At 67.9% G+C, this 25,524-nt stretch carries 19 protein-coding genes and 1 tRNA gene; 11 read left to right on the top strand and 9 right to left on the bottom strand.

Going from position 1 to position 25,524, the window contains the following annotated elements; translation table 11 throughout:
* Positions 1–12: 12 nt before the first annotated feature.
* From FB547_RS03810 to FB547_RS03800, 3 genes are all read left to right on the top strand, one after another.
* Complete coding sequence (locus FB547_RS03810) at positions 13–8,811, top strand: hemagglutinin repeat-containing protein (RefSeq protein WP_145739760.1); 8,799 nt, start codon at positions 13–15, stop codon at positions 8,809–8,811.
* Positions 8,812–8,877: 66 nt separating this feature from the next.
* Positions 8,878–9,540, top strand: coding sequence for a response regulator transcription factor (locus tag FB547_RS03805; protein WP_261380206.1), 663 nt, complete (start codon positions 8,878–8,880; stop codon positions 9,538–9,540).
* Positions 9,450–11,408: an ATP-binding protein gene (locus tag FB547_RS03800; RefSeq protein WP_145739757.1), complete on the top strand. Its 1,959-nt coding sequence runs from the start codon at positions 9,450–9,452 to the stop codon at positions 11,406–11,408. The genes FB547_RS03805 and FB547_RS03800 overlap by 91 nt, the downstream gene beginning before the upstream one ends.
* Positions 11,409–11,426: 18 nt before the next feature.
* Here the strand turns inward: FB547_RS03800 and FB547_RS03795 are convergent, their stop codons facing one another.
* Positions 11,427–12,389 (bottom strand): LysR family transcriptional regulator, encoded by a 963-nt coding sequence (locus FB547_RS03795; protein WP_145739755.1) that lies wholly within the window; start codon positions 12,387–12,389, stop codon positions 11,427–11,429.
* An 88-nt stretch (positions 12,390–12,477) separates the two neighbouring features.
* Here FB547_RS03795 and FB547_RS03790 point away from each other — a divergent pair, with 88 nt between their 5' ends.
* From FB547_RS03790 to aroQ, 6 genes are read left to right on the top strand one after another with little or no spacing between them, the layout of a single operon-like run.
* Entirely contained in the window at positions 12,478–13,407 is a 930-nt protein-coding gene (locus FB547_RS03790) for a ketopantoate reductase family protein (RefSeq protein WP_145739753.1), read from the top strand.
* Positions 13,408–13,794: a VOC family protein gene (locus FB547_RS03785; protein WP_145739751.1), complete on the top strand. Its 387-nt coding sequence runs from the start codon at positions 13,408–13,410 to the stop codon at positions 13,792–13,794.
* A 25-nt stretch (positions 13,795–13,819) separates the two neighbouring features.
* Entirely contained in the window at positions 13,820–14,275 is a 456-nt protein-coding gene (locus tag FB547_RS03780) for a MaoC family dehydratase (RefSeq protein ID WP_145739749.1), read from the top strand.
* The gene (locus FB547_RS03775; RefSeq protein WP_145739747.1) at positions 14,272–15,495 is read left to right on the top strand and encodes a CaiB/BaiF CoA transferase family protein; all 1,224 of its coding nucleotides are present in this window, start codon (positions 14,272–14,274) and stop codon (positions 15,493–15,495) included. Before FB547_RS03780 ends, FB547_RS03775 begins: the two co-directional genes overlap by 4 nt.
* A gap of 14 nt (positions 15,496–15,509) precedes the next feature.
* Complete coding sequence (gene aroE, locus FB547_RS03770) at positions 15,510–16,331, top strand: shikimate dehydrogenase (RefSeq protein WP_145739745.1); 822 nt, start codon at positions 15,510–15,512, stop codon at positions 16,329–16,331.
* Between the two features lie 15 nt (positions 16,332–16,346).
* Positions 16,347–16,811 carry a type II 3-dehydroquinate dehydratase gene (gene aroQ / locus FB547_RS03765; protein ID WP_145739743.1) on the top strand — a complete coding sequence of 155 codons (465 nt, stop codon included), beginning with the start codon at positions 16,347–16,349 and terminating at the stop codon, positions 16,809–16,811.
* Here aroQ and FB547_RS03760 read toward each other — a convergent pair.
* The 5 genes from FB547_RS03760 to FB547_RS03740 form a co-directional block, all read right to left on the bottom strand.
* Entirely contained in the window at positions 16,775–17,683 is a 909-nt protein-coding gene (locus FB547_RS03760) for an amidohydrolase family protein (protein WP_145739741.1), read from the bottom strand. The genes aroQ and FB547_RS03760 overlap by 37 nt on opposite strands.
* Positions 17,680–18,633, bottom strand: coding sequence for a tripartite tricarboxylate transporter substrate-binding protein (locus tag FB547_RS03755; protein WP_145739739.1), 954 nt, complete (start codon positions 18,631–18,633; stop codon positions 17,680–17,682). The genes FB547_RS03760 and FB547_RS03755 overlap by 4 nt, the downstream gene beginning before the upstream one ends.
* A 24-nt stretch (positions 18,634–18,657) precedes the next feature.
* Positions 18,658–19,632, bottom strand: coding sequence for a Bug family tripartite tricarboxylate transporter substrate binding protein (locus FB547_RS03750; protein ID WP_145739737.1), 975 nt, complete (start codon positions 19,630–19,632; stop codon positions 18,658–18,660).
* Between the two features lie 28 nt (positions 19,633–19,660).
* Positions 19,661–20,299 (bottom strand): 4-carboxy-4-hydroxy-2-oxoadipate aldolase/oxaloacetate decarboxylase, encoded by a 639-nt coding sequence (locus FB547_RS03745; RefSeq protein WP_145739735.1) that lies wholly within the window; start codon positions 20,297–20,299, stop codon positions 19,661–19,663.
* Between the two features lie 98 nt (positions 20,300–20,397).
* Complete coding sequence (locus tag FB547_RS03740) at positions 20,398–21,336, bottom strand: NAD(P)-dependent oxidoreductase (protein ID WP_307698452.1); 939 nt, start codon at positions 21,334–21,336, stop codon at positions 20,398–20,400.
* 146 nt (positions 21,337–21,482) lie between these two features.
* On the opposite strand from FB547_RS03740, the gene FB547_RS03735 reads away from it, so the two are divergent.
* A complete protein-coding gene (locus FB547_RS03735; RefSeq protein WP_145739733.1) occupies positions 21,483–22,157 on the top strand; it encodes a GntR family transcriptional regulator in 675 nt (224 codons plus the stop codon).
* Positions 22,158–22,177: 20 nt separating this feature from the next.
* On the opposite strand, the gene FB547_RS33535 is transcribed toward FB547_RS03735, so the two are convergent.
* The 3 genes from FB547_RS33535 to FB547_RS03715 all read right to left on the bottom strand — a co-directional run bounded on the left by FB547_RS33535 (position 22,178) and on the right by FB547_RS03715 (position 24,057).
* Positions 22,178–22,423: a hypothetical protein gene (locus FB547_RS33535; protein ID WP_145739731.1), complete on the bottom strand. Its 246-nt coding sequence runs from the start codon at positions 22,421–22,423 to the stop codon at positions 22,178–22,180.
* An 841-nt stretch (positions 22,424–23,264) separates the two neighbouring features.
* Positions 23,265–23,339: transfer RNA gene (locus FB547_RS03720), tRNA-Arg, on the bottom strand.
* A 43-nt stretch (positions 23,340–23,382) separates the two neighbouring features.
* The gene (locus FB547_RS03715; RefSeq protein WP_145739729.1) at positions 23,383–24,057 is read right to left on the bottom strand and encodes a TetR family transcriptional regulator; all 675 of its coding nucleotides are present in this window, start codon (positions 24,055–24,057) and stop codon (positions 23,383–23,385) included.
* A 176-nt stretch (positions 24,058–24,233) separates the two neighbouring features.
* Here FB547_RS03715 and FB547_RS03710 point away from each other — a divergent pair, with 176 nt between their 5' ends.
* Positions 24,234–25,523, top strand: a complete 1,290-nt coding sequence (locus FB547_RS03710) for an efflux RND transporter periplasmic adaptor subunit (protein ID WP_145739726.1) — start codon at positions 24,234–24,236, stop codon at positions 25,521–25,523.
* The last annotated feature ends 1 nt before the right edge of the window (position 25,524 follow it).

Genomic DNA, 25,524 nt, shown 5'->3' with positions numbered 1-25,524 from the left:
GAAAGGCCTCCCATGAACCACATCTATCGCGTCGTCTGGAACGCCGCCTTCGGCAGTTGGGTCGCCGTTGCCGAAACCGCACGCGGACGCGGCAAGGGCAGCAGGCGCTCGCGCCTGGCCGCCGCGGCCGTGCTCGGGGCCGCGCTGTCGGCCGCGCAGGCCCAGGTGCCTTCCGCCGTGCTCGCCCCCGGCGGGCAGGCCAGCGCCTACGTCTCGCCCAACGGCACGACGGTGGTCAACATCAACGCCGCCAACGCGGCGGGGCTGTCGCACAACCGCTACCAGCAGTTCAACGTGAACGCGAACGGCCTGGTGCTGAACAACACGACCAGCACGCAGCAGATCAACTACCAGTCGCAGCTCGCCGGCCAGGTGCTGGCGAACTTCAACATGGTTGCGCCGGCGAACGTGATCCTCAACGAGGTGGTGAGCAACAACCGCAGCACGCTGGCCGGCTTTACCGAAGTGCTGGGCAACAAGGCCGACGTGGTGCTGGCCAATCCCTACGGCATCACCTGCTCGGGCTGCGGCTTCATCAACACCGACCGGGTGACGCTCTCGACCGGCGTGCCCTTCTTCACGGCGAACGGTGCGCTCGGCGGCTTCAACGTCAACCAGGGCGACATCCTGGTCACGGGCAACGGCCTGAACGCCACGGCGCAGCAGGTGCTGGACCTGGTGACGCGCTCGGTGCGGCTGGAAGCCAGCGTCAACGCGAAGGACCTGGGCATCTTCGCCGGCCCGAACCGGTGGGACTACGGCACGCGCGCCATCACCGGCAGCGCCGATGCGCTCGGCAGTGCGCCGGCCTACGCCATCGACAGCTCGGCGCTGGGCGGCATGTACGCCAACCGCATCCGCCTGATGGCCACCGAAGCGGGCGTGGGCGTGCGCATGCTGGGCGATGCGGCGGCCAGCGCCGAGGACTTCACGCTCTCGGCGGCCGGCCGCATCGAATTGCGCAACCGCCTGTCGGCGCAGCGCGACGTGCTGGTGGCGAGCAGCAGCACCGATGCCGCGGCCATCGCGCTGGTCGATGCCACGCTGACCGCCGCCCGCGACGCCCGGGTGGCCGCGGCGCAGGGCGGCCTGGCGCTCGACCGCGCCTCGCTCATTGCCGGCAACGACCTCGAGGCGGGCGCGAGGCGCATCGACGCGGGGCAAGGGTCGCGATTGCAATCGGCGCGCGCCCTGGAAGCCCGCGCCACCGCGGGCGACCTGGCCCTCGGCGCCGCGGCCGTGCGGGCGGGAGGCGACCTGCACCTGGCTGCGGCCGGAACAGTGTCGACCGCGAGCGGCGACGGCCAGGGCGTGCAAAGCACCGGCGGGCAGCTCGCCATCGATGCGGCGCAGGGCATCGCCAATGCCGGCACCCTCACGGCCGACCAGGGCAGCGTCACGCTGCGTGCGAACGGCGTCATCGCCAACAGCGGCCAGATCAACGCGGGCCAGAACCTCGACATCGCCGACGCCGCGGGCGGCGCGACCCAGGCGATCGACAACCGCGGCACCCTGCTGGCGGGCCGGTCGATCACGGCGCGTGCCGCCGCGATCGACAACAGCGGCTGGATGCAGGCCGGCGACGCCAACACGATCGACGCCGCGAGCCTGCACAACAGCGGCAAGCTGATCGCGGTGACCGGCACCGCCACCCTGCACGTGGCAGGCACGCTCTCCAACACCGGCAGCGTGCGCGCCGCCCAGGACATCGCCGTCGCCGGGCGCGACGGCGCGGCCGTGCAGGTCCTGACCAACAGCGGCGACCTGCTCGCCGCCCGCGCGATGGACCTGAACGCCGCCGTGCTGAGCAACCAGGCCGGCGGCTGGATCCAGGCAGCCACCGGCTCGGTCGTCCGTGCCGGTGCGCTCGACAACAGCGGGACCTGGCTGCTGTCGCAACAGGCCGGCGCGGCGGATCGCATGGAGATCGGCGGCACCCTGCTCAACAGCGGCGTGATGCAGTCCGCCGGCGATGCCGCGATCACGGCCGGCGCCATCGACAACCGCCATGCCATCGCCGCCGCGGGGAACCTCGGCGCCACCACGTCGGGCGGTATCCAGAATGCCAACGGCGCCGTGATGCAGGCGGGCCAGACGCTCTCGCTCGCGAGCGGCGGCGCATTCGGCAATGCCGCGAGCGGCACGCTGGCCGGTGCGAACGTCGCGCTGAGCTCGGCGCAAGGGCTGGACAACGCGGGCGTCGTGGATGCCACCAGCGGCAGCGCCGTCGTGCGCGCGGACGGCACCATCGCCAACAGCGGAACGATCCATGCCGGCACCTCGCTGGACATCGCCGACCGCAGCGGCGGCGCCACCGAGGTGCTCGACAACAGCGGCAAGCTGCTCTCGGACGGCAGCCTCGCGCTCGCCGCCGGCACGGCCCGGAACCAGGCCACCGGATGGATCCAGGCCGCGGGCGGCAGCCGGGTCGATGCGGGCTCGCTCGACAACGCCGGCACCTGGCTGCTGTCCACGCAAAGCGGCGCGGCGCCGAGCCAGGTGAACGTGGCGGGCCTGCTGGCCAACCACGGCACGCTGCAGGCGCGGGAGGATGCCACCCTCAACGCGAACCGCCTCGACAACCAGTCGGGGGCATTGCTGCGCGCCGGCGGCCGCTTGCAGGCCAACGTCGGCGCGGCCGATGGCCTGGACAACGCCGGCACGATGCAGGCCGGCAGCACGCTCGGCATCTCGGGCACCGGCAGCAAGCTGGCCAATGCGGGCCTGATGCTGGGCGACAGGCTGGCGATCTCGGTCGCCGAGATCTCGAACGCCGGCACGATCCAGGGCGGCAGCAGCGCGGACTCCAGCGTCGCGGCCACGGGCAGCGTGGACAACCAGGCCGGCGCGACCATCACCCTCGCCAGCACGGGCACCGGCGGCGGCACGCTGTCCGGCCAGAGCATCGCCAATGCCGGCATGCTGCAGTCGCTAGGCGCGCTCACGCTCGGCATCGGCAGCGGCGGGCTCGCGACCCAGGTGGACGGCACGGCGGGCCACGGCGACATCGTGGCCAACGGTGCGCTGACGCTGCAGGCCCTTGGCGCCAACAGCTTCACGGCCACCGTCAACGGCTCGCTGCAAGGCGGCGGCCTGCTGCGCGTGCAAGGCGATGCGAACTCCACCCTGGCGCTCAACGGCAACGCGCTCGGCGATTCGATCGCCGTGAACATCGGCAAGGTCAGCATCGGCGCACAGGCGGCGATGGTGTCGCAGTACACGCTCGACCTCGACGCCTCCGCGCTGTCGCTGGCGGTCCAGGGAACCGGCGCGAGCGCCAAGACCGGCCGCATCCTCGCCGCGGTGGACGCAAGCCGCCAGGGCAAGGGCACGATCCACGTTTCGAATGCCTTCACCAACGACGGCCTGCTGTTCTCGGCCCACGACCTCGAGGTGCAGGCGCCGTCGATCGCGGTCGGCGCGACCGGCGCCATCTCGGCGCTCAACGACCTGAAAGTGCACGCCAACGGCGGCACGCTCGACCTCGCGGCCGCCACGCCCGATGCACAGGCAGGCAACCTGAACAACGCAGGCCTGCTGTACGCGGGCCGCATGCTCACCGCCCAGGCCAACGGCACGCTCGCCAACACGGGCGACATCCACAGCGACGACAGCCTCTCGCTGCGCGCGAACACCCTGCTCAACGGCCGCATCATCAACGCCGCCAACGACATCGCGATCGTGGCGGCCACCCTGAAGAACGAGGTCCCGGGACTCGAGCGCATCACCACGCGGGGGCCTGACAGCGCCCACACCGAGGTCGCCTCGCGCGACGACTACCACGACGGGGCTGCGGATGGCGGCAACAAGGACGAGGCCACGCTGTACCAGTACAGCTACACCACCACGCAGTCCTATTCGCAGCCACTGCCGGAGGTCATGCCGCAGATCACGGCCGGCCGCAACATGCGGCTGGCGTTCCATGAAGGCAGCAACATCGGCGGCACCATCTATGCCGGCGCCTCGATGAACCTGCAGGGCTTCTCGCACGATCCCGCGCAGGCGAACGGCAGCTTGCATGCCGGCCTCGGCATCGCGGACGATGCGGGCCACGGCTTCCAGCTCACCGGCGCGAAGTTCACCAACGACAACCTGGCGCTCACCACCACCACGCATATCGTTCGCTATTCGCTGACGACAAAGTACGTGGCGCTGGGTCCCAAGATCGATTACGAAGACCGCCTGTGCGACCGCAACGGCACGTGGGATGCCGTCTGCTACACCAGCGGCTACGAAGACAGCCCGCAGTCGTCCAGCGCCAACAACGTGCTGCGGGCCGGCCTCTACACCGCGAGCCTGCGCGGCTCCGGCTTCAGCCTCGTCAACAACGGCTCCACGGCGCAGGACGTGGGCAGCGACCAGAATCTCGACGGCGTGCGCGAAGCCGCTGCGCCCGCATCGACGGACGCGCCGCGCACGGTCGGCCAGGGCGCGTTGCCCGGCAGCGCCGTCGGCCGCGGCCCCAGCGTGGCCGTCGCTGCCGTCGACGCCGCGTCTTTCGGCGGCAGCACCGGCACGCGGCCGCTGCCGGCCATGTCCTTCCTGGATGCCAACGCCGCCAACGGCGTGAGGGGGACATCCTTCGGCGGCATCAACATTGCGCTGCCGGGCAACCCGAACGGCTACTTCGTGACCGCGCGATCGCCAGACGCGAGATACCTGGTGGAGAGCAATCCGCTCTACCTGACGGGCACCGCCTCGGTCGGGTCGGACTACCTGACCCGGCTGCTGGGGTACGACGCCGACAAGCTGACCATGCGCCTGGGCGATGCCAGCTACGAAGCCTGGCTGGTCAAGCAGCAGCTCATCAAGCAGACGGGCAGCGCGGTGCTCGCGAGCTACCAGGGCGCCGACACGCAGATGAAGGGGCTGATGGAGAGCGCCGCCACGCAAAGCGGCTCGCTGGGGCTGGTCTACGGCAAGGCGCTCACGCCCGAGCAGCAGGCCTCGCTCAAGCAGGACATCGTGTGGATGGTGCAGACCGAGATCGGCGGCAAGACGGTGCTCGCGCCGGTGGTCTACCTCGCGCAGGGCACCAAGAACAAGATTGCCAGCGGCGCCGTCATCTCGGCCCAGGACGCCGACCTCAGCCTCACCTCGCTGACCAACACCGGCGGCACCATCGTGGGCGGCCGCTCGCTGGTGATCGCATCGGCCGGCGACATCACCAACCTGTCGGGCCTGATCAAGGGCGGCGACGTCAGCCTCAGCTCGACGCAAGGCAGCATCGTCAACAAGACGGCCAGCGAAGGCGGCGGAGGCGAGCATTTCTACAACACGGTGGTCGGCAAGACCGCGGGCATCGAGTCGACCGGCACCCTCTCCCTGGACGCAAAGAAGGACATCACGAACCTCGGCGCCACCCTGAACGCCGGCACCGATGCCAGCCTCAAGGCCGGCGGCAACGTGAGCTTCGACACCATCGAGAAGAAGGAGACGAGCAGCACATTCTCGAACATCCAGGTCAAGAACGGCAGCGGCACCAAGGACAGCACCACGACCAGCGTCACCCAGGTGAAGTCCGGCCTCACGGTCGGCGGCAACCTGGCGGTGCAGGCCGGCAACGACATCACGCTGGCCGGCACCGATGCCAAGGTCGGCGGCAACGCCGACCTGCAGGCCGGCAACAACCTCAACATCGTCGCGCGAGAGAACACGACGACGACGCACACCGAGACCAAGGCGAGCGGCCTCGGCATGAACAACTCGCTGTACGGCACCACGAAGACGACCAGCGATTCGCTGTCGGTGCGCAACGTGGGCAGCAGTCTCGAAGTGGGCGGCAACGCCAGCCTCGCCGCGAAGAACGACATCACCGTCCAGGGCTCGAACGTCGACGTCAAGGGCGACGGCAGGATCAGCGCCACCAACGTCAACGTGCTGGCGGGCCGCAACTACGACGAGACCCACACCACGACCAGGAACACGGGCGTGATGCAGGTCGGCGCCTCCGGCAAGGGTTCGGCCAGTGCCGCGGCGGCGTCCAAGGCCGGCTCGGGGCGCGGGCTCGCCAATGCCTCGGCCGAAGCGTCGGCCGGCGCGGCCGGCAAGGGTGCCGCGGGCCTGGCCTTCAGCTCGACCACCACCACGACCACCGACACCACCGACCTGCGCCATGTCGGCTCGAACCTGAACTTCGGCGGCAACCTCGCGGTGGATGCCTCGAAGGACCTCACGCTGCAGGGCTCGACCGTCAATGCCGGCGGCAACGCGGCGGTGAACGCACAGAACGTGAACCTGCTCGCCGCGGAGGACAAGAAGACCTCCACCACCAGCACGGCCACCACCAAGGTCGGGCTGATGGCCAGCACCGACAACAAGGCCCAATCGGGCGCGGGCGTCAGCGCCTCGGCCGCAGGCGGCAAGGGCAACCCGAACGCGGGCGCCGACGCCAATGCCGGTGCCTCGGCCACGAGCGAGAACCACCTCGACGTCTTCCAGCAGACGAAGAGCACCACCCGCACGCTCGACACGACGCACCAGGGCTCGGCCATCAACGCCAAGGGAAACCTCGACGTCACGGCGCGCGACAACCTGACGCTCGAAGGTTCGACCATGAGCGCGGGCAAGGACATGAGCCTTGCGGCGACCGACATGAGCTTCAAGGCGGTGCACGACGAGCACCAGGTGTCGAACACCAGCAGCAGCACCACCGCGGGCCTCTATGCATCCGGCAAAGCGCAGGCCGGCGCGAGTGCCGAAGCCGGCGTGGGCATCGGCGCCAAGGCGGGCGCCCAGGCCAACGCCTCGGCCACGGGCGAAGTGGGCCTGTACGGATCGAACACCAGGGCGAGCTCCGTCGAAGGATCGACGACGGCCGTGACCTCCGGCCTCTCGGCCGGCAACAACATCACGCGCAAGGCGGCCAACAGCATCACCGACGTGGGCACGCGCATCGAGGGCGGCGGCAACCTCGAGCAGTCGGCCAAAACCATCACCAGCCTGGCAGCGGCCAACACCACCTACGCCTCCTCGGAGAGCACGAGCCACACCGCCAAGGTGGGCGCCTACGGCGAGGCATCGGCCAGCGTTTCGGGGGAGGGCCAGGTCGGGCCGGGCGCCAGCAAGCAGTCGATGAACGTCGGCGTCGGCGGCGGCGTGAAGGCGAGCTACGAGTACGGCAAGGAGACCGCGCAATCCAGCAGCAGCACGGCCGTCGTGTCCACCATCCGGATGGGCGGCAGCGTGAGCAGCAGCTCGAGCGGCCAGACCACGCTCGAGGGCACGCAGATCGAAGCGAAGAAGAACGTCACGCTGGAAGCCGGATCGCTCGACTACAGGGCTGCGCAGGACACGAGCAGCAGCAGTTCCAGCACGACGAGCGCGGGCGGCTCGGTCAAGGCCGACATCGTCAACAAGGGCGGCAGCGCCGAGGTCAGCTACCAGGGCGAGAAGAGCAAGGAGAGCACCAGCACCGCGGTGGCCGGCGGCATCGCGAGCGGGGGCAACCTCACCATCAGGACGCAGGGCGACACGCGCCTGGAAGGCACCCACATCGCCGCGGGCGGCGCAGCCACCGTGGATGCGGGCGGCAAGCTCGACTTTGCGGCGGCCAAGAACACGGCCTCTTCCAGCAGCGAGCAGGTCGGCGTGGCAGCCGGCGTCACCGCGACCAAGAAGGGCGGCAGCGGCAGCGTGGACGTGAGCGTCGGCAAGTCGCGCAGCAGCCTCGACCAGGACGTGGCCGGCAGCATTTCGAGCGGCAGCGGGCCGCTGACGCTGCGCAGCGGCGGCGACGCGAGCTTCACCGGCACGGCCATCGCCAGCACGGCCGGCGACGTGACGGTGGCGGCCGGCGGCAACCTGGCGATGAACGCGGCGCGCACCATTGCCACCAGCGAGTCGCTCAGCGTCGACGTCTCGGCGGCGGGCGGCGGCGGCAACAAGGAGAAGGTCACGGGCAGCACCTTCATCGGCAGCCTGCCCTCCGACAAGGGCACGGCCGTCAACCACCGCAGCGGGCAGGCGTCGCTCGGCGTCGGCTCGTCCAAGTCCGACAGCAACATCGCCACCGCCGGCAGCATTTCGAGCGGCGGAAAGATCAGCCTGTCCTCGGGCGGCAACACCTCGCTCGAAGGCACCCAGGTGGCGGCGGCCAACGGCGTGGCGGTCGACACCGGCGGCAGCTTCGAGACCAAGGCGGCCGTCAGCACCAGCAGCTCGCAGTTGGTGGGCTTCTCGGCCTCCGCCTCCGGATCGAGCATGACGCCCTCCGGCAAGACGGGTGCGAAGACGAACCCTCCGGCTGCACCGGCACCGGCACCCGCACCTGCCCCCGCTCCAACCACAGCCCCGCCGGCTCCCAGCCAGCCACCGACGACGCCTCCCCCCGCGACGCCCGGCAGCAACAATCCACCGGCCGTGCCACCGCCGCCGACGCCCACGGCAGCAGCTGCGGCAGGCACACCGGCCGCACCTGCCCCCAAGCCCCCGGCCTCCCCCTACGAACAGCAGAAGGGCGGCGGCATGGCCAACGTCTATGTGGACAAGCAGAAGAACACCACCGTGCAGAACACCGCGATCAGCGGCGGCGCGGGCGGCATCGTCATCAACCAGGGCAAGTCGACGCCCGGCGCGCAGCAGGTCACGGCCAGCGTCCCGCTGCCCGCCGCGATGCCGCCTGGCAAGGCGCCCCAGGCCCTGACCAGCGACGGCAAGCCGCTGCCGGCATGGCTGAAGTTCGACCCGAAGACCGGCACCTTCCAGGGCAAACCGCCGGCCGGCTTCAAGGGCGAACTCAAGGTCAACGTCAGCGTGCCGCAGGCCGACGGCACGACCAAGACGGTGCCGATGCGCTTCTCCGGCCAATGACATGGAAGTTGTTGAGAGAATCCAGGCCCACCCTGCCGCCGGCATGGCCCGATGAAGGAAGAGCGCTTGCTGTTGAACGTCCTGATCGTCGATGACGACGAACCCGTGCGCCGGCGCCTGCAGCGCATCGTCTTGCAGGTGCACGGCCACGCGCTGTGCGAGCAGGCCGATTCGCTGGCGCACGCACGGGCGCAGCTGGCCCTGCGGCGCTTCGATCTCGCGCTGGTCGACGTCGGCCTGCCCGACGGCAGCGGCATCGAGCTCGTGGAATGGATGCAGGCGCATGCGCCGCAGACCGAGACGGTGATCGTCTCCAGCCTCGGCGACGACGCGACCGTGCTGCGCGCCATCCGCGGCGGCGCGACCGGCTACCTGCTGAAGAACGGCGAGGACGTGGAGCTGGAGCTCTCGCTGCGCAGCATGCAGCGCGGCGGCGCTCCCATCGACCCCGTGATCGCGCGGCGCATCCTGCAACTGATGGCCGAGCCGCCGGCCGCGCAGGTGGTTAGGATGGCAGCCGCCCCAGCGGACGCGGGCCTGCTCAGCGAACGCGAGATCGAGGTGCTCGAACTGGTGGCGCAGGGGCAGAGCAACCGCGAGATCGCGCAAAGCCTGTACATCTCGGTCAATACCGTCGAATGCCACGCCAAGAACATCTATCGCAAGCTCGCGGTGCACTCGCGGGCCGCGGCCGTCCACAGCGCCCGCGGGCGTGGCCTGCTGCCCTGATCCGGCGCGGCCGCGTACTGCGGCAACTGCTGGCGGTCCTGCTGTTCCTGTTCCTGCTTGCGGGCCTGGCGCCGGCCGCCGCGCTCGATGCGCCCGGCTTCGAACGCATCGAGGTCGCGCGTGCCGACCCGGCGAGCCCCGACACGCCGCCGGCCGAGGGCTGGACCGCGGTGACGCTGCCCGACGCCTGGGCCGGGCGCTGGCCGGCGCACGACGGCGTGGTGTGGTACCGCCTGCGGTGGAGCGAGCCCGCCACGGCCGGCGCGCCCGCGCCGCGGGGCCTCGCGATGGACTATCTCTCGATGGCCGGCGCCATCTACCTCAATGGCGCCCTGCTGGCGCGCGACCCGCAGCTCGAGGAGCCGCTGTCGCGCAGCTGGAACCATCCGCGCCACTGGCTCTTGAGCGCGCCGCTGCTGCGCCCCGGGCCCAACGAGCTGCTGGTGCGCGTCTCGGGCCTTGCAGCCTATGCGCCCGGCCTCGGTCCGGTGCTGGTGGACACCCCGGCCGCGGCCGATGCGCACTACCGGCACGAGCGGCTGATCCGGGAGTCGCTGCACATGCTGAGCCTGGGCATCACCCTTGCCATGGGTGTGCTCTACGGCCTGTTCTGGCTGCTGCGGCGCAACGAGACCTTCTACGGCTGGTTCAGCCTGTTCTCGCTGCTGTGGGTGCCGGTGGGCTACAACTACGTCGCGCGGAGCACCTGGCCCTTCGGCAGCACCGACACCTACCAGGCCGTCAACATGTCCGCCCTGGTGCTGGGCACCGCCGCCTTCCTGATGTTCGCCCTGCGCTTCTGCGGCCTGCGGCGGCGCCGCGCGGTGCAGCTCATCGGCGGCGCCGTCGGCCTGACCACGGCCGCCCTGTGGCTCGCGCCGCACGCGCACGCGCTGCTGTCGCCGGTGCGCGGCGCCGCGGTGGTGGTGGCGCTGGCCACCTACACGCTCAGTGCCTGGATCATCTGCCGCCATGCGCTGGCCTCGCCGCGCAAGCGCGAGGTGCAGGCGCTGGCGTTGTGCACCCTGCTGCCGCTGGCCGCCGGCACGCACGACGTGCTCGTGTTCCACGGTGTGCTGGCCACCAACCTCTACTACACGCCCTGGTCCTCCAGCGCGATGCTGGTGGGCATCTCCTTCGTGCTGACCTGGCGCTTCGTGGTCGGCATGCGCCTGGTCGAACATTTCAACGACGAACTGCGCCACCACGTGGAGGACGCCACCCGGCGCCTGTCCTCGATGCTGCACCGCGAGCACGCCACCGAACTGCAGAACACGCGCCTGGCCGAACGCATGAACCTGGTGCGCGACCTGCACGACGGCCTGGGCATGACGCTCAGCGGCCACATCGCCTCGCTCGAGAACCGCAGCGCGGCCGGCCACGACACCGCGCTGTGGGCGCTCAAGGAGGTGCGCGACGACCTGCGCCTGATCATCGAAAGCTCGTCACTCGACGACACCGACCGGCTGTCCGAACGGATCGCGCCATTGCGCCACCGCACCACGCGCGTGCTGGAGGCGGCCGGCATCGAATGCACCTGGGCATTGCAGGGCCTCGACCAGTGCCGCCTCGACGACCGGCGCGGGCTCGACTTTCTGCGGCTGCTGCAGGAAGCGCTGGCCAACGTGCTCAAGCACAGCCGCGCCTCGAAGGTGCGCATCGGCATCGAGGCGGCCGACGGACAGCTCTCGCTCTCGGTGGCCGACGACGGCAGCGGATTCACCGCCGGCCGCGACGCGCACGCCGGCATGGGCCTTCGCAACATGGAGGCGCGCGCACGCCGGCTGAACGGCACGCTGGACATCCGGCCGACGCCCGATGGCACCACCGTGGCGCTGCGCTTTCCGGTCGAGTTGCCCGCCGGGTGATGGCTGCGCGGCAGGGAGTCAGGGCACGCGATTGCGCTTCGGCGTCGACCTGGCAGCCCTCTTCGCAAACAAGTCTTCGCACAGTCCCCGAAGCCAGCGGTTGGCTGGGTCCTGGTGGTAGCGCGCATGCCAGTGCTGCTTGACGGTGAAGGGCGGAACCGGCACCGGGCAATCGAACACCTTGAGCTCGCCGGTGCGCGCCAGCGTCTCGCCGATGTGGCGCGGCACGGTGGCAATCAGGTCCGTCGTCGACACGATGGCGGCCAGGCCCAGGAAGCCCGGAAGTTCCAGCAGGATGCGGCGTGCCACGCGTTGCCGCAGCAAGGCCGCCTCCAGCAGCTGAACACCCGTGCCGCCGACGATGCCGACGTGCGCCTCCGCCTTGTAGTCGCGCAGGCTGAAGCCCTTGCCGCCGATGCGCGGATGGCGCGCGTTGACCAGGCACACCCAATCCTGCGGGTAAAGCACCTGCTGATAGAAGCCTGACTCCAGCCAGGGCACCAATCCGATGGCCAGGTCCGCCTGCCCGGATTGCAGCGCCTGCGCGCTCTGCTCGTCGATGCGCGCCGCTTCCAGCCTCACCCCCGGCGCCACGGCACGCACGTGCGCCAGCAGCTGGGGCAGCAGCGTGATGTGGCTGGCGTCCGTCATGCAGATGCGAAAACGCCGCGTGGCACTGGAGGGGTCGAAGGCCTGCGCAGGCGCAGCCAGGCGCCGCAGCGAAGCCAGCGCTTCGCGCGCCGGCACGATCAGTTCCTCCGCACGCGGCGTGGCCTGCATGCCGGCGGCCGTGCGCACGAACAGCTCGTCCCCCAACTGCCTGCGCAGGCGCCCGAGCCAGTTGCTCACCGTCGGCTGGCTCTGGCCGAGTTGCTCGGCGGCGCGCGTCACGCTGTTCGTGCTGTAGAGCAAGTCGAAGAGCCGCAGCAGCTTGACGCTGAGCAGCGCCGTGCCGTCATCGGTGTCGTCGTCGAGGTTCATTTCAAAACGGAATGTAGATCATTTCAGTCATGTCATGGACGGAATGTTGGTCGAAACCTATCGTTCAGACATTCCAACGGAGACACGCATGAAGATCTACTTTCTCGGCGCCGGTGCACTGGGGTGTGCCATTGGCGGAACGCTCGCCGCCGCAGGGTCCGACGTCACGCTGATCGACCCTTTCGAGGCGCACGTCGACGCCATCAGGCGCGATGGCCTTCGCATGAAGGACGGCGACACGGAGCGCGTCGTCAAGGTTCGCGCGGCGCTGGACAGCAGCGGCCTCGAACCCGCCGATCTGGTGATCGTGCTGGTCAAGTCCTTCCACACGCGTTCGGCCATCGAAGGCGCCAAGGGCATCGTCGGACCCGGCACGGCCGTCATGTCGCTGCAGAACGGCATGGGACATGAAGAGATCCTGTCCGAGGTGGTGGGCCGCGAGCATGTGCTGGCCGGCAAGACCTATGTCGGCGGCGTGCTGCTCGGCCCCGGCCGCATCATTGCCGGCACGCGAGGCAAGCGCACGGTGATCGGCGAGCTCGACGGCGCCATCAGCGAACGCGCCAAGGCGATCGCCGCCGAGTTCGAGCGCGCCGATCTGCCCTGCGAGGTCAGCGGCAACATCATGGGCGTGATGTGGGACAAGCTCCTCATCAACGTGTCCACGGGCGCGTTGAGCGCCATCACGGGGCAGGTCTACGGCAGCCTTTATGCGGTGCCGGAGATCGAAGCCACGGCCATCGCGGCCGTCGCCGAGGCCATGGCGGTGGCCAAGGCCGGCGGCGTGAGCCTGTCGATCAAGGAACCGCGCGACGCCTGGCTGATGGCCGCCGAAGGCCTGCCGTACGAGTTCAAGACCTCGATGCTGCAGAGCCTGGAGAAGGGGTCGATCACCGAGATCGACTTCATCAACGGTTCGGTGGTGCGCAATGGCCAGAAGCACAACGTGCCGACGCCGGTCAACCAGACGCTGGTCGCCGCGATCAAGGGCATCGAGCGCCGCATGGAGGCGAAATAAATGAGCGCCGCACCCAAAGCCTATGTCGAGCATGTCGCGATCTGGGTGAAGGACATCCACTGGCACATCAAGTTCTTCCACGACGTGTGCGGCATGACCATGCGCGAAGTGCAGGGCACGGTGGAGGACCCCATCCAGTACTGGACGCTGGGCGGCATGCAGTTCATGGCCAAGCCTGACTTTGCAGGCCCCGAGGGCCGCCTCGGCCACCTCGGCGTGATGTGCGAAGACCTCGAAGCCGCGCTCGCCGCCGCGCGCGCCTTCGGCGTCACCGAAATGCCGCAGGGCCGCAACTGGCTGCGCCTGCCCGACGGCCTCGCCGTCGAATTCATCCAGGCCAGCCCCGGCGCGGTCGCACAGGCCCTGGCCGTCAATCCGCGCGCCTGAACAACCCATTCCACAGAGACACACCATGACCACCATCGAAGACAAGTATTGGGACGACGCCGTCGTCGGCGAGGAGTGCATCAGCCCGCCCTACGAAGTGACCGAAGCCCGCGTGATGGCCTACGCGGACCTCACCGGCGACCACACGCCCGTGCACACCGACGAGGCCTATGCGCGCACCACGCCATTCGGCACGCGCGTTGCGCACGGCCTGTTCGGCCTGTCGGTCGCCGACGGCCTCAAGACGAAGAGCGACATGCGCTTCATGCCCGGCATGTCGCTCGGCTGGGAATGGAGCTTCGTCGGGCCGATCAAGCTGGGCGATACGGTGCGCGTGAAGTTCCACGTCGGCGCCAAGCGCGAATCGAAGAGCCGTCCGGGCTGGGGCATCCTGGTGCTGCCGTCCGAGCTGATCAACCAGCGCGACGAAGTGGTGCAAAAGGGCGAGCACCGCGTGATGGTGCCGCGGAGGCCTTCATGAGCGCGCAGCAAGCCCTGCCGCTGGCCGGCATCCGCGTCGTCGACTACAGCCACTTCCTGGCCGGCCCGTACGTCGGCCGCTGCCTGGGGGCACTGGGTGCCGAAGTCATCAAGGTCGAGCGGCCCGGCACCGGCGACGCCGGCCGCCAGCACGCCTGGTTCATTGGCGACCACAGCGGCTACTTCCTGCAGCAGAACATGGGCAAGAAGGGGCTGTGCGTCAACACCAAGGACCCGCGCGGCAATGAGCTGATGCAGAAGCTGGTGGACAGCGCCGACGTGTTCGTCGAAAACTACCGCCCCGGCGCGCTGAAGAAGCTGGGCCTGGGCTACGAGGAACTGGCCACGCGCAATCCCGGCCTTGTGTATTGCTCGATCTCGGCCTACGGCCACACCGGTCCCGATGCGCACCGCGCCGGCTTCGGCCTGATCGCCGAGGCCAAGAGCGGCATCATGCAGATGGTCGGCAATCCCGGCGAGGCGCCGCCGCTGCTGCGCATCTCGCTCGGCGACATGTACACCGGCATCCACGCGGTGGCCGCGATCAATGCCGCGCTGCTCGGCCGCGTGAAGTCGGGCCGCGGCCAGCACATCGACATGGCGCTGTACGACACGCTGGTGTCGATGCACGAGTACGCGGTGCAGTGCTACACCCTTTCGGGCGGCAAGGAAGTGCCGGTGCAGACCGGCCACGACATGCCCAACTCCACGCTCTATGGCGTGTTCCGTGCGCAGGACGGCGACCTGGTGATTGCGGCGCAGGTCGACGACGCCTGGAAGCGCTTTGCCGCGCTGGTGGCGCAGACCGCCGGGCCGGCCGGCTTCGGCGACGCCACGCGCTACCACACCTCGGCCGGGCGCAACGCGAACCGGCTGGAGATCCTGCCGGTCGTCCGGGCCTGGGTGAAGGCTCGCCCCGTGGCCGAGGTGCTGAAGATGCTCGACGCCATCGATGTGCCCTGCGCCAAGGTCCAGCGCATCGACGAGGTGCTGGCCGACCCGCAGATCCAGGCGCGCGGCATGGTGGTCGAACAGGACCATCCGGCGCTGGGAAAGATCCGCCTGCCCAACCTGCCCTTCCGCTTCTCGGACTGCGACACCACGCAGACGCAGGTGGCGCCCGACCTCGGCGAGCACAACGCCGAGGTCGCCGCCAGCCTGGGCTTCAGCGACGCGCAGATCGCCGCCATGCAGGCCGATGGCGTGCTCTACAGCAAGTGAAGGAGACGAAGCTCATGACCGACCGCTACGCCGTCATCGGCAACCCCATCGGGCACACCAAGTCGCCCATGATCCACGGCAGCTTCGCGCAGGCGACCAACCAGGACATCGACTACAGCGCCATCGAAGGCCCGCTCGACGGATTTTCCGGTGCCGTGCTTGCGTTTCGCGACGCCGGCGGCCGCGGCATGAACATCACCGCGCCGTTCAAGCTGCAGGCCTTCGAGCTCGCGACCGACAAGCTCGAGCGGGCCGAGCTGGCCGGTGCCACCAACGCGCTGAAGTTCGAGGGCGACCGCATCTACGCGGACAACTTCGACGGGGTCGGCCTGGTCAACGACATCACGCGCAACCTCGGCGTTGCGATGAAGGGCGCGCGCGTGCTGTTGCTTGGCGCCGGGGGCGCCGCGCGCGGTGCGCTGCTGCCGTTCCTGGCACAGCAGCCGGCGGAACTGGTCGTGGCCAACCGCACGCTGGCGACCGCCAGGACGCTGGCCGACAGCTTCGCATCGCATGGCCGCGTGATGGTGTCGGGCTACGAGGACCTTGCCCGGCAGCGCTTCGACATCGTCGTCAATGCGACCTCCGCGAGCTTGAAGGCAGAGCTGCCGCCGGTGCCCGCCGAAGTGCTGAAAGGCGCGAAGCTGGCCTACGAACTCGTCTACGGCAAAGGCCTCACGCCGTTCCTGCGCCTGGCCCGGAACGCAGGCGTGCCGCAACTGGCCGACGGCGTCGGCATGCTGGTCGAGCAGGCGGCCGAGGCCTTCGCGTGGTGGCGTGGCGTGCGTCCCGACACGCGCGCCCTCATCGAGCGCATGACCATCCCGCTGGTCTGAAGAAGAGGAGACACCATGAAGATCCTCATGCTGCACGGCATCAACCACAACATGTTCGGCAAGCGCGATCCGGTGCAGTACGGCACCGTCACGCTGGCCGAAATCGATGCGCAACTCCAGGCGCTCGGCCGCGAACTCGGCGCCGAGGTCGAGAGTTTCCAGACCAACAGCGAGGCCGCGATGTGCGAGCGCATCCACCAAGGCTTCACCGACGGCGTGGATGCCGTGCTGATCAACGCGGGCGCGTGGACGCACTACAGCTACGGCATCCGCGATGCCTTGGCGATCCTGACGATGCCGGTGGTCGAACTGCACATGTCGAACATCCACGCACGCGAAGCCTTCCGCCACCACTCGGTGTTTGCAGAAATTGTCAGGGGCCAGATCTGCGGGTTTGGCATCGACAGCTATTTGCTGGCGCTGCGCGCCGCGGTGTCGGCTGCTCAGCGGTCATTGAACGAAGCCGGCGCGAAGCGATAAAGCCGAGCAGCATTCTCCACAAGAACCAAACGAATCTCGTCTTCGGACAGCCATCGTGCGAGCAGATTGATCAGCACGGCGTCATCCGGCTTGCTCGACTCCGTGACGTGCGGCCAGTCGGTTCCCCAAACCAGCCGGTCGAGGCGCTCAGCCGCAAGGTGGCGGACGAAGCCGTCGAGGTCTTCATAGGCTTTGGAGTCGGGCGAGGCGATGTAGGGCGCCGACATCTTCATCCACACATTGCCGCTGCCCATCATGCGCAGAAGGACGGCCTTCACGCGGTCCGACATCGCGGGCTCGGCATTGATGCGCGCGAAATGGTCGATGACCACGGGCACCGGCAGCGCGGTCAGGCGATCGGCGAGGTTCAGCAGATCGACAGGGTGCGCGTGCAGCTGGATGTGCCAGCCGAAGGGGCGAATCAAGCGCGCAACGTCTTCCAGCATTTGCTCGCTGGACGCGCCTGCCTGGACGAGGTTGAAACGCACGCCCACGACGCCGGCAGCGCGCAGCACCTCCAGTTCGGACTGGGTCGCCGACGGATCGATCACCGCCACCCCGCACGCGCTGTTGCCAAGCGACTGCAATCCCCTCAGGAGAACCTGGTTGTCCCGCCCATAGCCGGAAGGCTGGACCAGCACGCAGCGTTCGATGCGAAGCCGGCGCTGCAGCTGCCGGTAGTGCTCGACGGTGGCGTCTCCATGCGTGAGTACGGGGCCGGGAGCGAACGGCGCCTTCGCGTCGAAGAAGTGCACGTGGCAATCGCACGCTCCTGCCGGCACGCTGAATGCCGGCCCCTTCCGTCCGGTGGAATGCGGGGCTTCGCATTCCACCCCGGAGGAGTGCAATGGCAGGCTGCCGCGCAGCATCATTTTCTTTGCGTGGCTGCTTCGCGCCAGAACGCGTAGGACTTCGCGAGCTCGCTGGCCGACTGGTCGAGGTCCGTGGGCGCGAGTTCCAACGACATGTCCTTGATCCTGCCCTGGACCTCAGGATCGTTCAGCACCGTTCGCAATGCGGCGTTGAACTTTTCCGCCAGCGGCCGAGGCAACCCCTTGGGTGCGAAGAACGCATTGAAGCTGTTGACGTTCACGCCGGTGAAGCCCAGTTCCTCGAATGTCGGCACCGAGGGAAGCAGCGCCGAGCGCTTGCCGCCCGAGATCGCGAGGATGCGGACCTTGCCGCCGCGCGACATGGTCACCCCCTCGGGCTCTCCCGTCACGCTGGAAGCCAGCTGGCCGCCTATGAGCTGCGGCATCATCTGCGCCGATCCTCCGAAGGCGATCGCTTCCATCTTCACATTGGCCTTGCGAGTGATGGCAGCACCGATGATGTCCGGCACGCCGCCGATCAGCGGAACGCCATAGTTGCCGTTCTGAGGTTCCCTGCGCACGAATTCGACGAACTCCGGCAAGGTCTTTGCCGGACTGCTCATGGGCACCGCGAAGGTCCACTGAAAACGCGCCACTTGGCCGACCGGGACGAAATCCTTCATGGCGTCGTAGCCCGCCGTCGGCGTGATCAGCGGAACCACCACCACCGAATGATCCAGGGCCAGCAAGAAGGTGGCGCTGTCGGGCGGCGCGGCCTTGACCGCTGCGGTGCCGATCTGGCCGCTGGCGCCCGGCTTGTTGTCGATGATGACCGTCTGCAACAGCTCCTTGCCGAGCTTGGGCCCCAGCAGCCGACCCAGCGCGTCGGTGGCTCCGCCGGGCGCAAAGGGAATGACGATCCTGATGGGGTTCTTGAAGTCCTGTGCGGCAGCACCCGCCATCAGGAAGGCCGCGACGGCGCCGGCAACGAAGGTGCGTTTTTTCAGCATGATGATGTCTCCCGTGTGCCGTGCTCAATCGAGCTTCGCGCCGGTGTCCTTGATGACCTTCGCCCAGCGGTCGCCTTCGAGCTTCATGTAGTCCGAATAGTCCTTTGCCGTGCCGCCCAGCACGATGGAACCCTGCGCAACGAGGCGATCCTGCAGGGCCTTGTCGGCAAGCGCCTTCTTGAGCGCTGCAGAAATCTTGCTCACGACATCGTCCGGCACGCCCTTTGGCAGCATCAGCCCCTGCCAGGCCCCCATGTCCATGGTCGATTTTCCGGTGGCCTCCCGGATCGTCGGGACGTCCGGCATGAGCGGCGAGCGTTTGTCGCTCGTGATCGCGAGCGCGCGCAACGCGCCGCCTTTCACATGAGGCATGGCCTCGTTGATCGGCAGGAACATGAACTGCGTGCTTCCGGCAAGGAGGTCGGCAACCGCGGGGGCGCTGCCCTTGTAGGCCACGTGCGTGGCCTGGATGCCGGCCTCCTTGGCGAACAATGCACCTCCCAGATGCAGCAATGCACCGGCACCCGAGGAGCCATAGTTCAACTCATTGGGCTTGCTCTTGGCCAACGCAACGAGCTCATTCACCGTCTTGGCTGGCACTGCCGGGTTCACGACCAGCAAGAGCGGAATGGTTGCCGTCAACGAGACCGGCGTGTAGTCCGCGTAAGGATCGAAGCCCGGCTTCGCATACAGCGAGGGCGCAAGCACGACGGCAGAGGTTGCATAGAACATCGTGTAGCCGTCCGGTGCGGAGCGCTTGGCCTCGACCGCCCCCAGGTTGCCGCCGGCACCGCCCTTGTTGTCCACGACGATCGTGCCGCCGAGCTCCTTGCCCAGCTGCTGCCCCACGATGCGGGCATTGATGTCCGCGGAGCCGCCGGCGGCGAATCCGACCACCATCCGGATCGGCTTGGACGGATAGGCATCGGCGGAATGCGCCGCGGCCGGTGCAAGGATGGCGGCGCCGAGCAACGCCAGGGAATTGATGAGCTTGCGCATGCTGATGTCTCCGTGATTTTTGTGGATGTCAGACCAGGCCGAAGCGCTTCAGGGTGTCCGTCAGATTCAGCAGCTCCGCCGTGGTGGCGCCTTCGTCAATGGCCTTGCGCTGCTTCGCTTCCTTTTCCTCGCGGGCCAGGCTGCTGGAGATGGCGGTTTCGACTTCGCCCTGGGCGACGACCACCAGGCCGTCGCGGTCGCCGACAACGATGTCGCCGGGCTGGATCAGCACGTCGCCGATCGCGATCGGCACGCCGACCTTTCCAGGCTGGTTCTTGCCCGTGCCCTTGATCGAAAGGCCGCGGCAGAACACCGGAAAGCCGAGGTCGATGATGAGGTTCGCGTCGCGCACGCAGCCATTGATGACAAGTCCTGCAATGCCAAGCTTCATCGCCTGGATCGTCAGCACGTCGCCCCAGGGGCCAGCTTCCATGAAGCCCTTCGCGTCCACGACCAGCACGTCTCCAGGCTTGGCCTTTTGCACTGCGTAGTGAAGGATCAGGTTGTCCGCAGGGCGTGCGTCGACGGTGAATGCGGGGCCGGCCAGGCGCACCGTCGGGTCGATCGGCTTCATGCCGCTGTCCAGGGCGCCCTTGGCGCCTTGCGCCTCATAGACGGTGGCTGCGCCGAGGTCGCGCAATTGCTTGATCTGCTCAGGAGTGGTCATGGGTGAATCCAGTAGAAAAAAGACGAAGAAAGGCCAGGCGACCGCCAGGCCGCCAACGAAACGAAGAGAGAAGAGAAGAAGCGGAAAGAAGGAAGCGGCTAGTGCCCACCTGCGCTGGCCAGAAGCCAGTTCAAGGCTTGGTCGACGGTCGGTTCCGCAACGCCGAGCGGCCGCCTGGACAGCGCGTCCACCGTGTCGTTGAAGCGCTGTTCGACACCGCGCATGACCACCGAAGGAAGGCCCTGCGCCGCCAGTTCGGCCTGGACGTCGTGCACTTCGTGCGCCCGGCGCCTGGCGTGAATGACATGCGTGCGCACCAGCATGTCGATGAACGAGCGCAGCGGCGTCTGGTCGATGTCGCTGAGCTGCTCGTAGAGTTCGCTGCGCACGCCCTGCTTCTCGGCGCTCATCAGCAGCTCCACGCAAAGCGCTTCCATGCCCTTTGTGAACACGCTGCGCAGGATCTTCAACGAGATGGCATCCCCGGCCTTGCCGCCCGCGATGACCTGAACACGCGCACCGGCGCTCTCGAGGACTTCTTTCAGCTGCCCGGCCCCGCTGCCGCAAGCCAGCAAGGGCGTGCGCACCAGGTTGAGCGAGATCGCGCCCATGATGGCGGTGTCGACGTAGCGGATACCGGCCTCTGCCGCACGGGCCGCCCCTTCGCGCTTGACCTCGGGGCTGGCCGTCGTGAAGTCGGCCAGCAACGCGTTCTTGGAGAGATGCGGCAGCACCTGCGCAAGCACCGGCAGGGAGGTGGTCCCCGTCACGCAGGAAAGCACCAGGTCCGCCTTGGACAACCAACCACCGGCCCGCTCTTGGATCGGCAACTCCATCGACGCCGCCAGCGCCGTGGCGGCCGCTGACGGGTGCGCTTCGCACAGGCCGAGGGTATGGCCCGCTTCATACAAGGGAGCCGCGTAGCAGCGGCCGACTTCGCCCAACCCGATGATTGCAATGTTCATACGCAGACCCTTTTCGAGGCCCAGAGAATACAAAGCGAGTACAAATAATTCAATGGGATGCAGGGAAATCACCTAGTTTTCCTCTACAGACGTCGGCCCACTCAACCACCAAAGTACAAATCAAGAACGACGCATGTACTCGATTTGTTCGCGGAGCGCCAAGGCAAAGTAGCGGCGACCTACAATCCCGGCTCCATATGCAGCGAGTTCATGCCCCCATGCAGCACGGCAGAGACAAGGCCTACGAGATCCTGAGACAACGACTGGTGGGGGGGCACTACGCCCCGGGAGTGCAGCTCAAGGAGGAGCCGCTGGCCCGCGACCTGGGACTGAGCCGAACCCCCGTTCGCACCGCGCTGCGCCGACTCGTGGAAGACGGGTTGGCAACGGACGCCGCAGGCCAGGGCATCCGCGTGGCGGAATGGAGCGAGTGGGATGTGGAAGAGACCTTCCAGCTTCGAATGCTGCTGGAGCCATACGCATCATTCCTGGCGGCCACGCGCGGCGGAGACGCACTCGTCCAGCAACTGCAGGCGAGCAACCAGGCGATGGCCGAGGGTATTGCGGAAGGCGAGGAAGGAATAGCCAAGGTGCAGTCAGCCAATCGCGACTTTCACCACGCCTTGCTCGATGCTTCGGGCTCCCCCAGGCTGCGCGCGATGCTCGAAACGATGATCGACATGCCCATCATCAAGCGCTCGTTCTACATCTACACCCCGCAGGAACTGGAGCAGAGTCTTCATCACCATCGCGACCTGACACTGGCCGTGCAGGCTGCGGATGGCGAGCTGGCAAGGCAGGTGATGCAACTGCACCTGCGGATGTCCTATCACCGGTTCATGAGGCATCGCAGCGAGTACAGGCATGGCACCGCCAAGGGCGAGGCGGCGTGAGCGCTGGGGACAAGTAGTAGCTACCGGCCCGGCTTTCGACGACCATCCTGCGCACGAATCCGCTGTCCCCGGTCAACGCCTACCTGGTGGATGCTGACCAGTTCACAGCGCCGCCAGAAACCCACGCCCTCCAGCGCCGTGGAGATGTCGATCTTCGCCAGCCGGAAGAACCCCAGGACCACCCCTTGCGCGAACGCGCTGATCAGCGGCTCCGCATGCCCGGCAACCCGGGAGCTGCCGCGGATCAGCTGGCCACCGAGCTCCATGAGCTTCAGCGCGTGGCTCGACCCGGCCAACTTCCCCGGCTTGGATCCCCAATCCCTCACAGTGGACAGTCCAGTTCCGTTCAGCCTCAAGCAATGCTGGTACGACCCCATCGACTTTGAGACCCGAACGCTCAATGGGCCGCAACGGGACCAGCCGGCATTGGAGCGGGCCGGAGATGCTGGGACTCTCATCCCTCCGAAGTACACACCGGCTGCAATGGGGGCTGCCGGACCATTCCTCAACCAACAAGCCAAAGGCATACGGCGGCAGTTGAATCTGATGCGATCGCGTCTGCTGGACCATCGTTTCGACTTCATTCTGCACCCCGGACCTTGGGAACCATCGTTAAATGGAACCGTTCGGTGCGATCTCGACACGCTGTTGGACGACTGGTTGGGGCACGAGAAGCCTGTCACGATTCTTGATCTATCGGGTGTTCCAAGCTCGGTATTAACGACCCTCATCGGTTCGATTCTCAGAATCGTCTACGAAGCGCTCTATTGGAGCCGCGAGAAAACCGAAGGCGGAATACACCGCCCCCTTCTGGTGGTGATGGAAGAAGCGCATAGATACCTCTCCGGCGCTAAAGAAGACGGTCCGGCTGCTGATGTAGTCAAACGAATTGCTAAGGAAGGCCGGAAGTACGGCATCGGTGCGATGGTGGTTTCTCAACGCCCCGCCGAAGTGGATGAAACCATTCTCTCGCAGTGCGGCACGATCCTGGCCACCGCGCCAGAAAAATGGAGAGGAATTGGCCGCGTTTCCTGTCCCCAACTGCCATCTTCCCCCAGACGAGAAAACAAAAAGCCGGACACCCTTGAAAGGGTCCGGCTTGATATCTGGTCCCGCCGCCAGGAATCGAACCTGGATCTCAGCCTTCGGAGGGCCGAATTCTATCCGTTGAAATACAGCGAGGAATCTGGGCTCCGGCAGAACCGGAGCCACGCATTATCGCCCATCAGACGGCGACTTCTTCAGCTTCGTTTCCGATGCCCGCCGCCAAGTTCCGTGGAAAGCCCAGTCCGGCCAGGTAAACGTTGAAGGTGCGCCGGCCGGTGGGCACCAGGTCGAAGGCGGTGGGGTCGAGCAGCCAGTTCTGGATGAGCCCGCTGATCAGCGCGTGCAGGCCCTGGGCCGCCACGTCGCCGGGCACGGGCAGCTTGATGCGGTCGCGGCGCGCGGCCAGGCGCAGGGCTTTTTCGAAATCGCTCACGCAGGCGTTGCGCGCGCTCAGGTGGCGCTGCTGCACCGAGGCCATGTCGTGGGTGTATTCGACCTTGTGGGTGGCCACGTCGAACACGCGGCGCACCTGGGGGTCGGTGGTCATGAGGGTGAGGGCGTGCACCATGCCCTCCTCTATTTCGGCCAGGGGGTCGTCGTCGGGGCCCGCGGCCACGGCGGCGGCCCGGGGGCCGGCCTCCAGCGGGAGGATGACGCGCTCCATCATTGCGTTGAAGAGGGCGGCCTTGTCCTTGAAGTGCCAATAGATGGCGCCGCGCGTGGCCCCAGCCTGCTGCGCAATCTGCTGCAGCGTGGTCTGCGAGACGCCTTGCGCCTGAAACAGCAGCTCCGCGGCATCGAGCAAGCGATTCCGCGTGGCCAGTGCCTCTTCCTTCGTACGACGTGCCACCAAGTCTCCCAATTTGTAAAGCCAAGCCCTTTCCGATTCGTGGGGCCATTCGATGCTGTCACTATACATCCATGAATGTATGTAAACTACCGGGCTTCCCCGATGGCCCGGCTGTTTATGCTGGCTTTCTGTTCGCTCCGCGAACGCGCCATCTCCCGTCTTTGCTTCAAAGGATTCGCATGCCTCTCCTGCATGTTTCGCGTCAATCGTCGTTTTCGCCGCGCCTCGCGATCGTGGCCGCTGCTGTGGTGTTGGCGCTCGCGGCCTGTTCCAAGGCCGATGCGCCGGCCGGCCCGGGTGGCGGTGCCGGCGGCGGCGCCCGCCCCGCGCCAGAGGTGGGGGTGGTGGTTGCCACGCCGGGCGACGTGGGCCTGGTGACCGAGCTGCCGGGCCGGCTCGAAGCCTCGCGCGTGGCGCAGGTTCGCGCCCGGGCCTCGGGCATCCTGCTGAAGCGCGAGTTCCGCGAAGGCAGCGACGTGAAGGCCGGCCAGCTGCTGTTCCGCATCGACCCGGCACCGCTGGTGGCCGCCGCGCAGAACGCGCAGGCCACGCTGGCGCGCGCCGAGGCCAACGCGGTGCAGGCCAAGGCCCTGGCCGACCGCTACAAGCCGCTGGTCGAGGCCAATGCGGTGAGCAAGCAGGAATACGCGACGGCCGTGGCCTCGCAAAAGACGGCCGAGGCCGACGTGGCCGCGGGCCGCGCCGCGGTGCAGACGGCCAAGATCAACCTCGGCTACGCCGACGTGACCTCGCCCATTTCGGGCCGCATCGGCCGCGCACTGGTGACCGAGGGCGCGCTGGTGGGCCAGGGCGACGCCACCGAGCTGGCCGTGGTGCAGCAGATCAACCCGGTGTACGTGAACTTCACGCAATCGGCCTCCGAGGTGCTGAAGCTGCGCCGCGCACTGGCTGCGGGCCAGTACAAGCGCGCGAGCGGCGAAGAGGCGGCCAGCGTGACGGTGGTGCTGGAAGACGGCACCGAGTACGCGCTGCCCGGCAAGCTGCTGTTCTCCGACCTGACGGTGGATTCGACCACCGGCCAGGTCACGCTGCGCGCCGAGGTGCCCAACCCGAAGGGCGAGCTGCTGCCGGGCCTGTACGTGCGCGTGCGGCTGGAGCAGGCGCAGGCCACCAACGCCATCACGATTCCCCAGCAGGCGGTCACGCGCACGCAGCAGGGCGACACGGTGTCGGTGGTGAGCGCGGACGGCAAGATCAGCCAGCGCACGGTGAAGATCAGCGCCGCCAAGGACAACCAGTGGGTGGTGCTCGATGGCCTGAAGGCCGGTGAGCAGGTGATGGTCGACGGCTTCCAGAAGCTGCAGATGATGCCGCCCGGCACGCCCGTGAAGGCGGTGCCCTGGAAGAAGCCCGCGCCCAACGGCGCGGCACAACCGGCTGCGCCGGCGGCGTCTGCCGCGGCGGCGCCAGCGAGCGGTCCGGCGCCTGCCACGGCCGAGAAGAAGTAAT

Origin of the sequence: Variovorax beijingensis, from assembly GCF_007828835.1 — a bacterium.
Lineage (GTDB): Bacteria > Pseudomonadota > Gammaproteobacteria > Burkholderiales > Burkholderiaceae_C > Variovorax > Variovorax beijingensis_A.
Note: the sequence above shows the minus strand (reverse complement) of the source record. Positions and strands in the feature narration are given on the sequence as shown.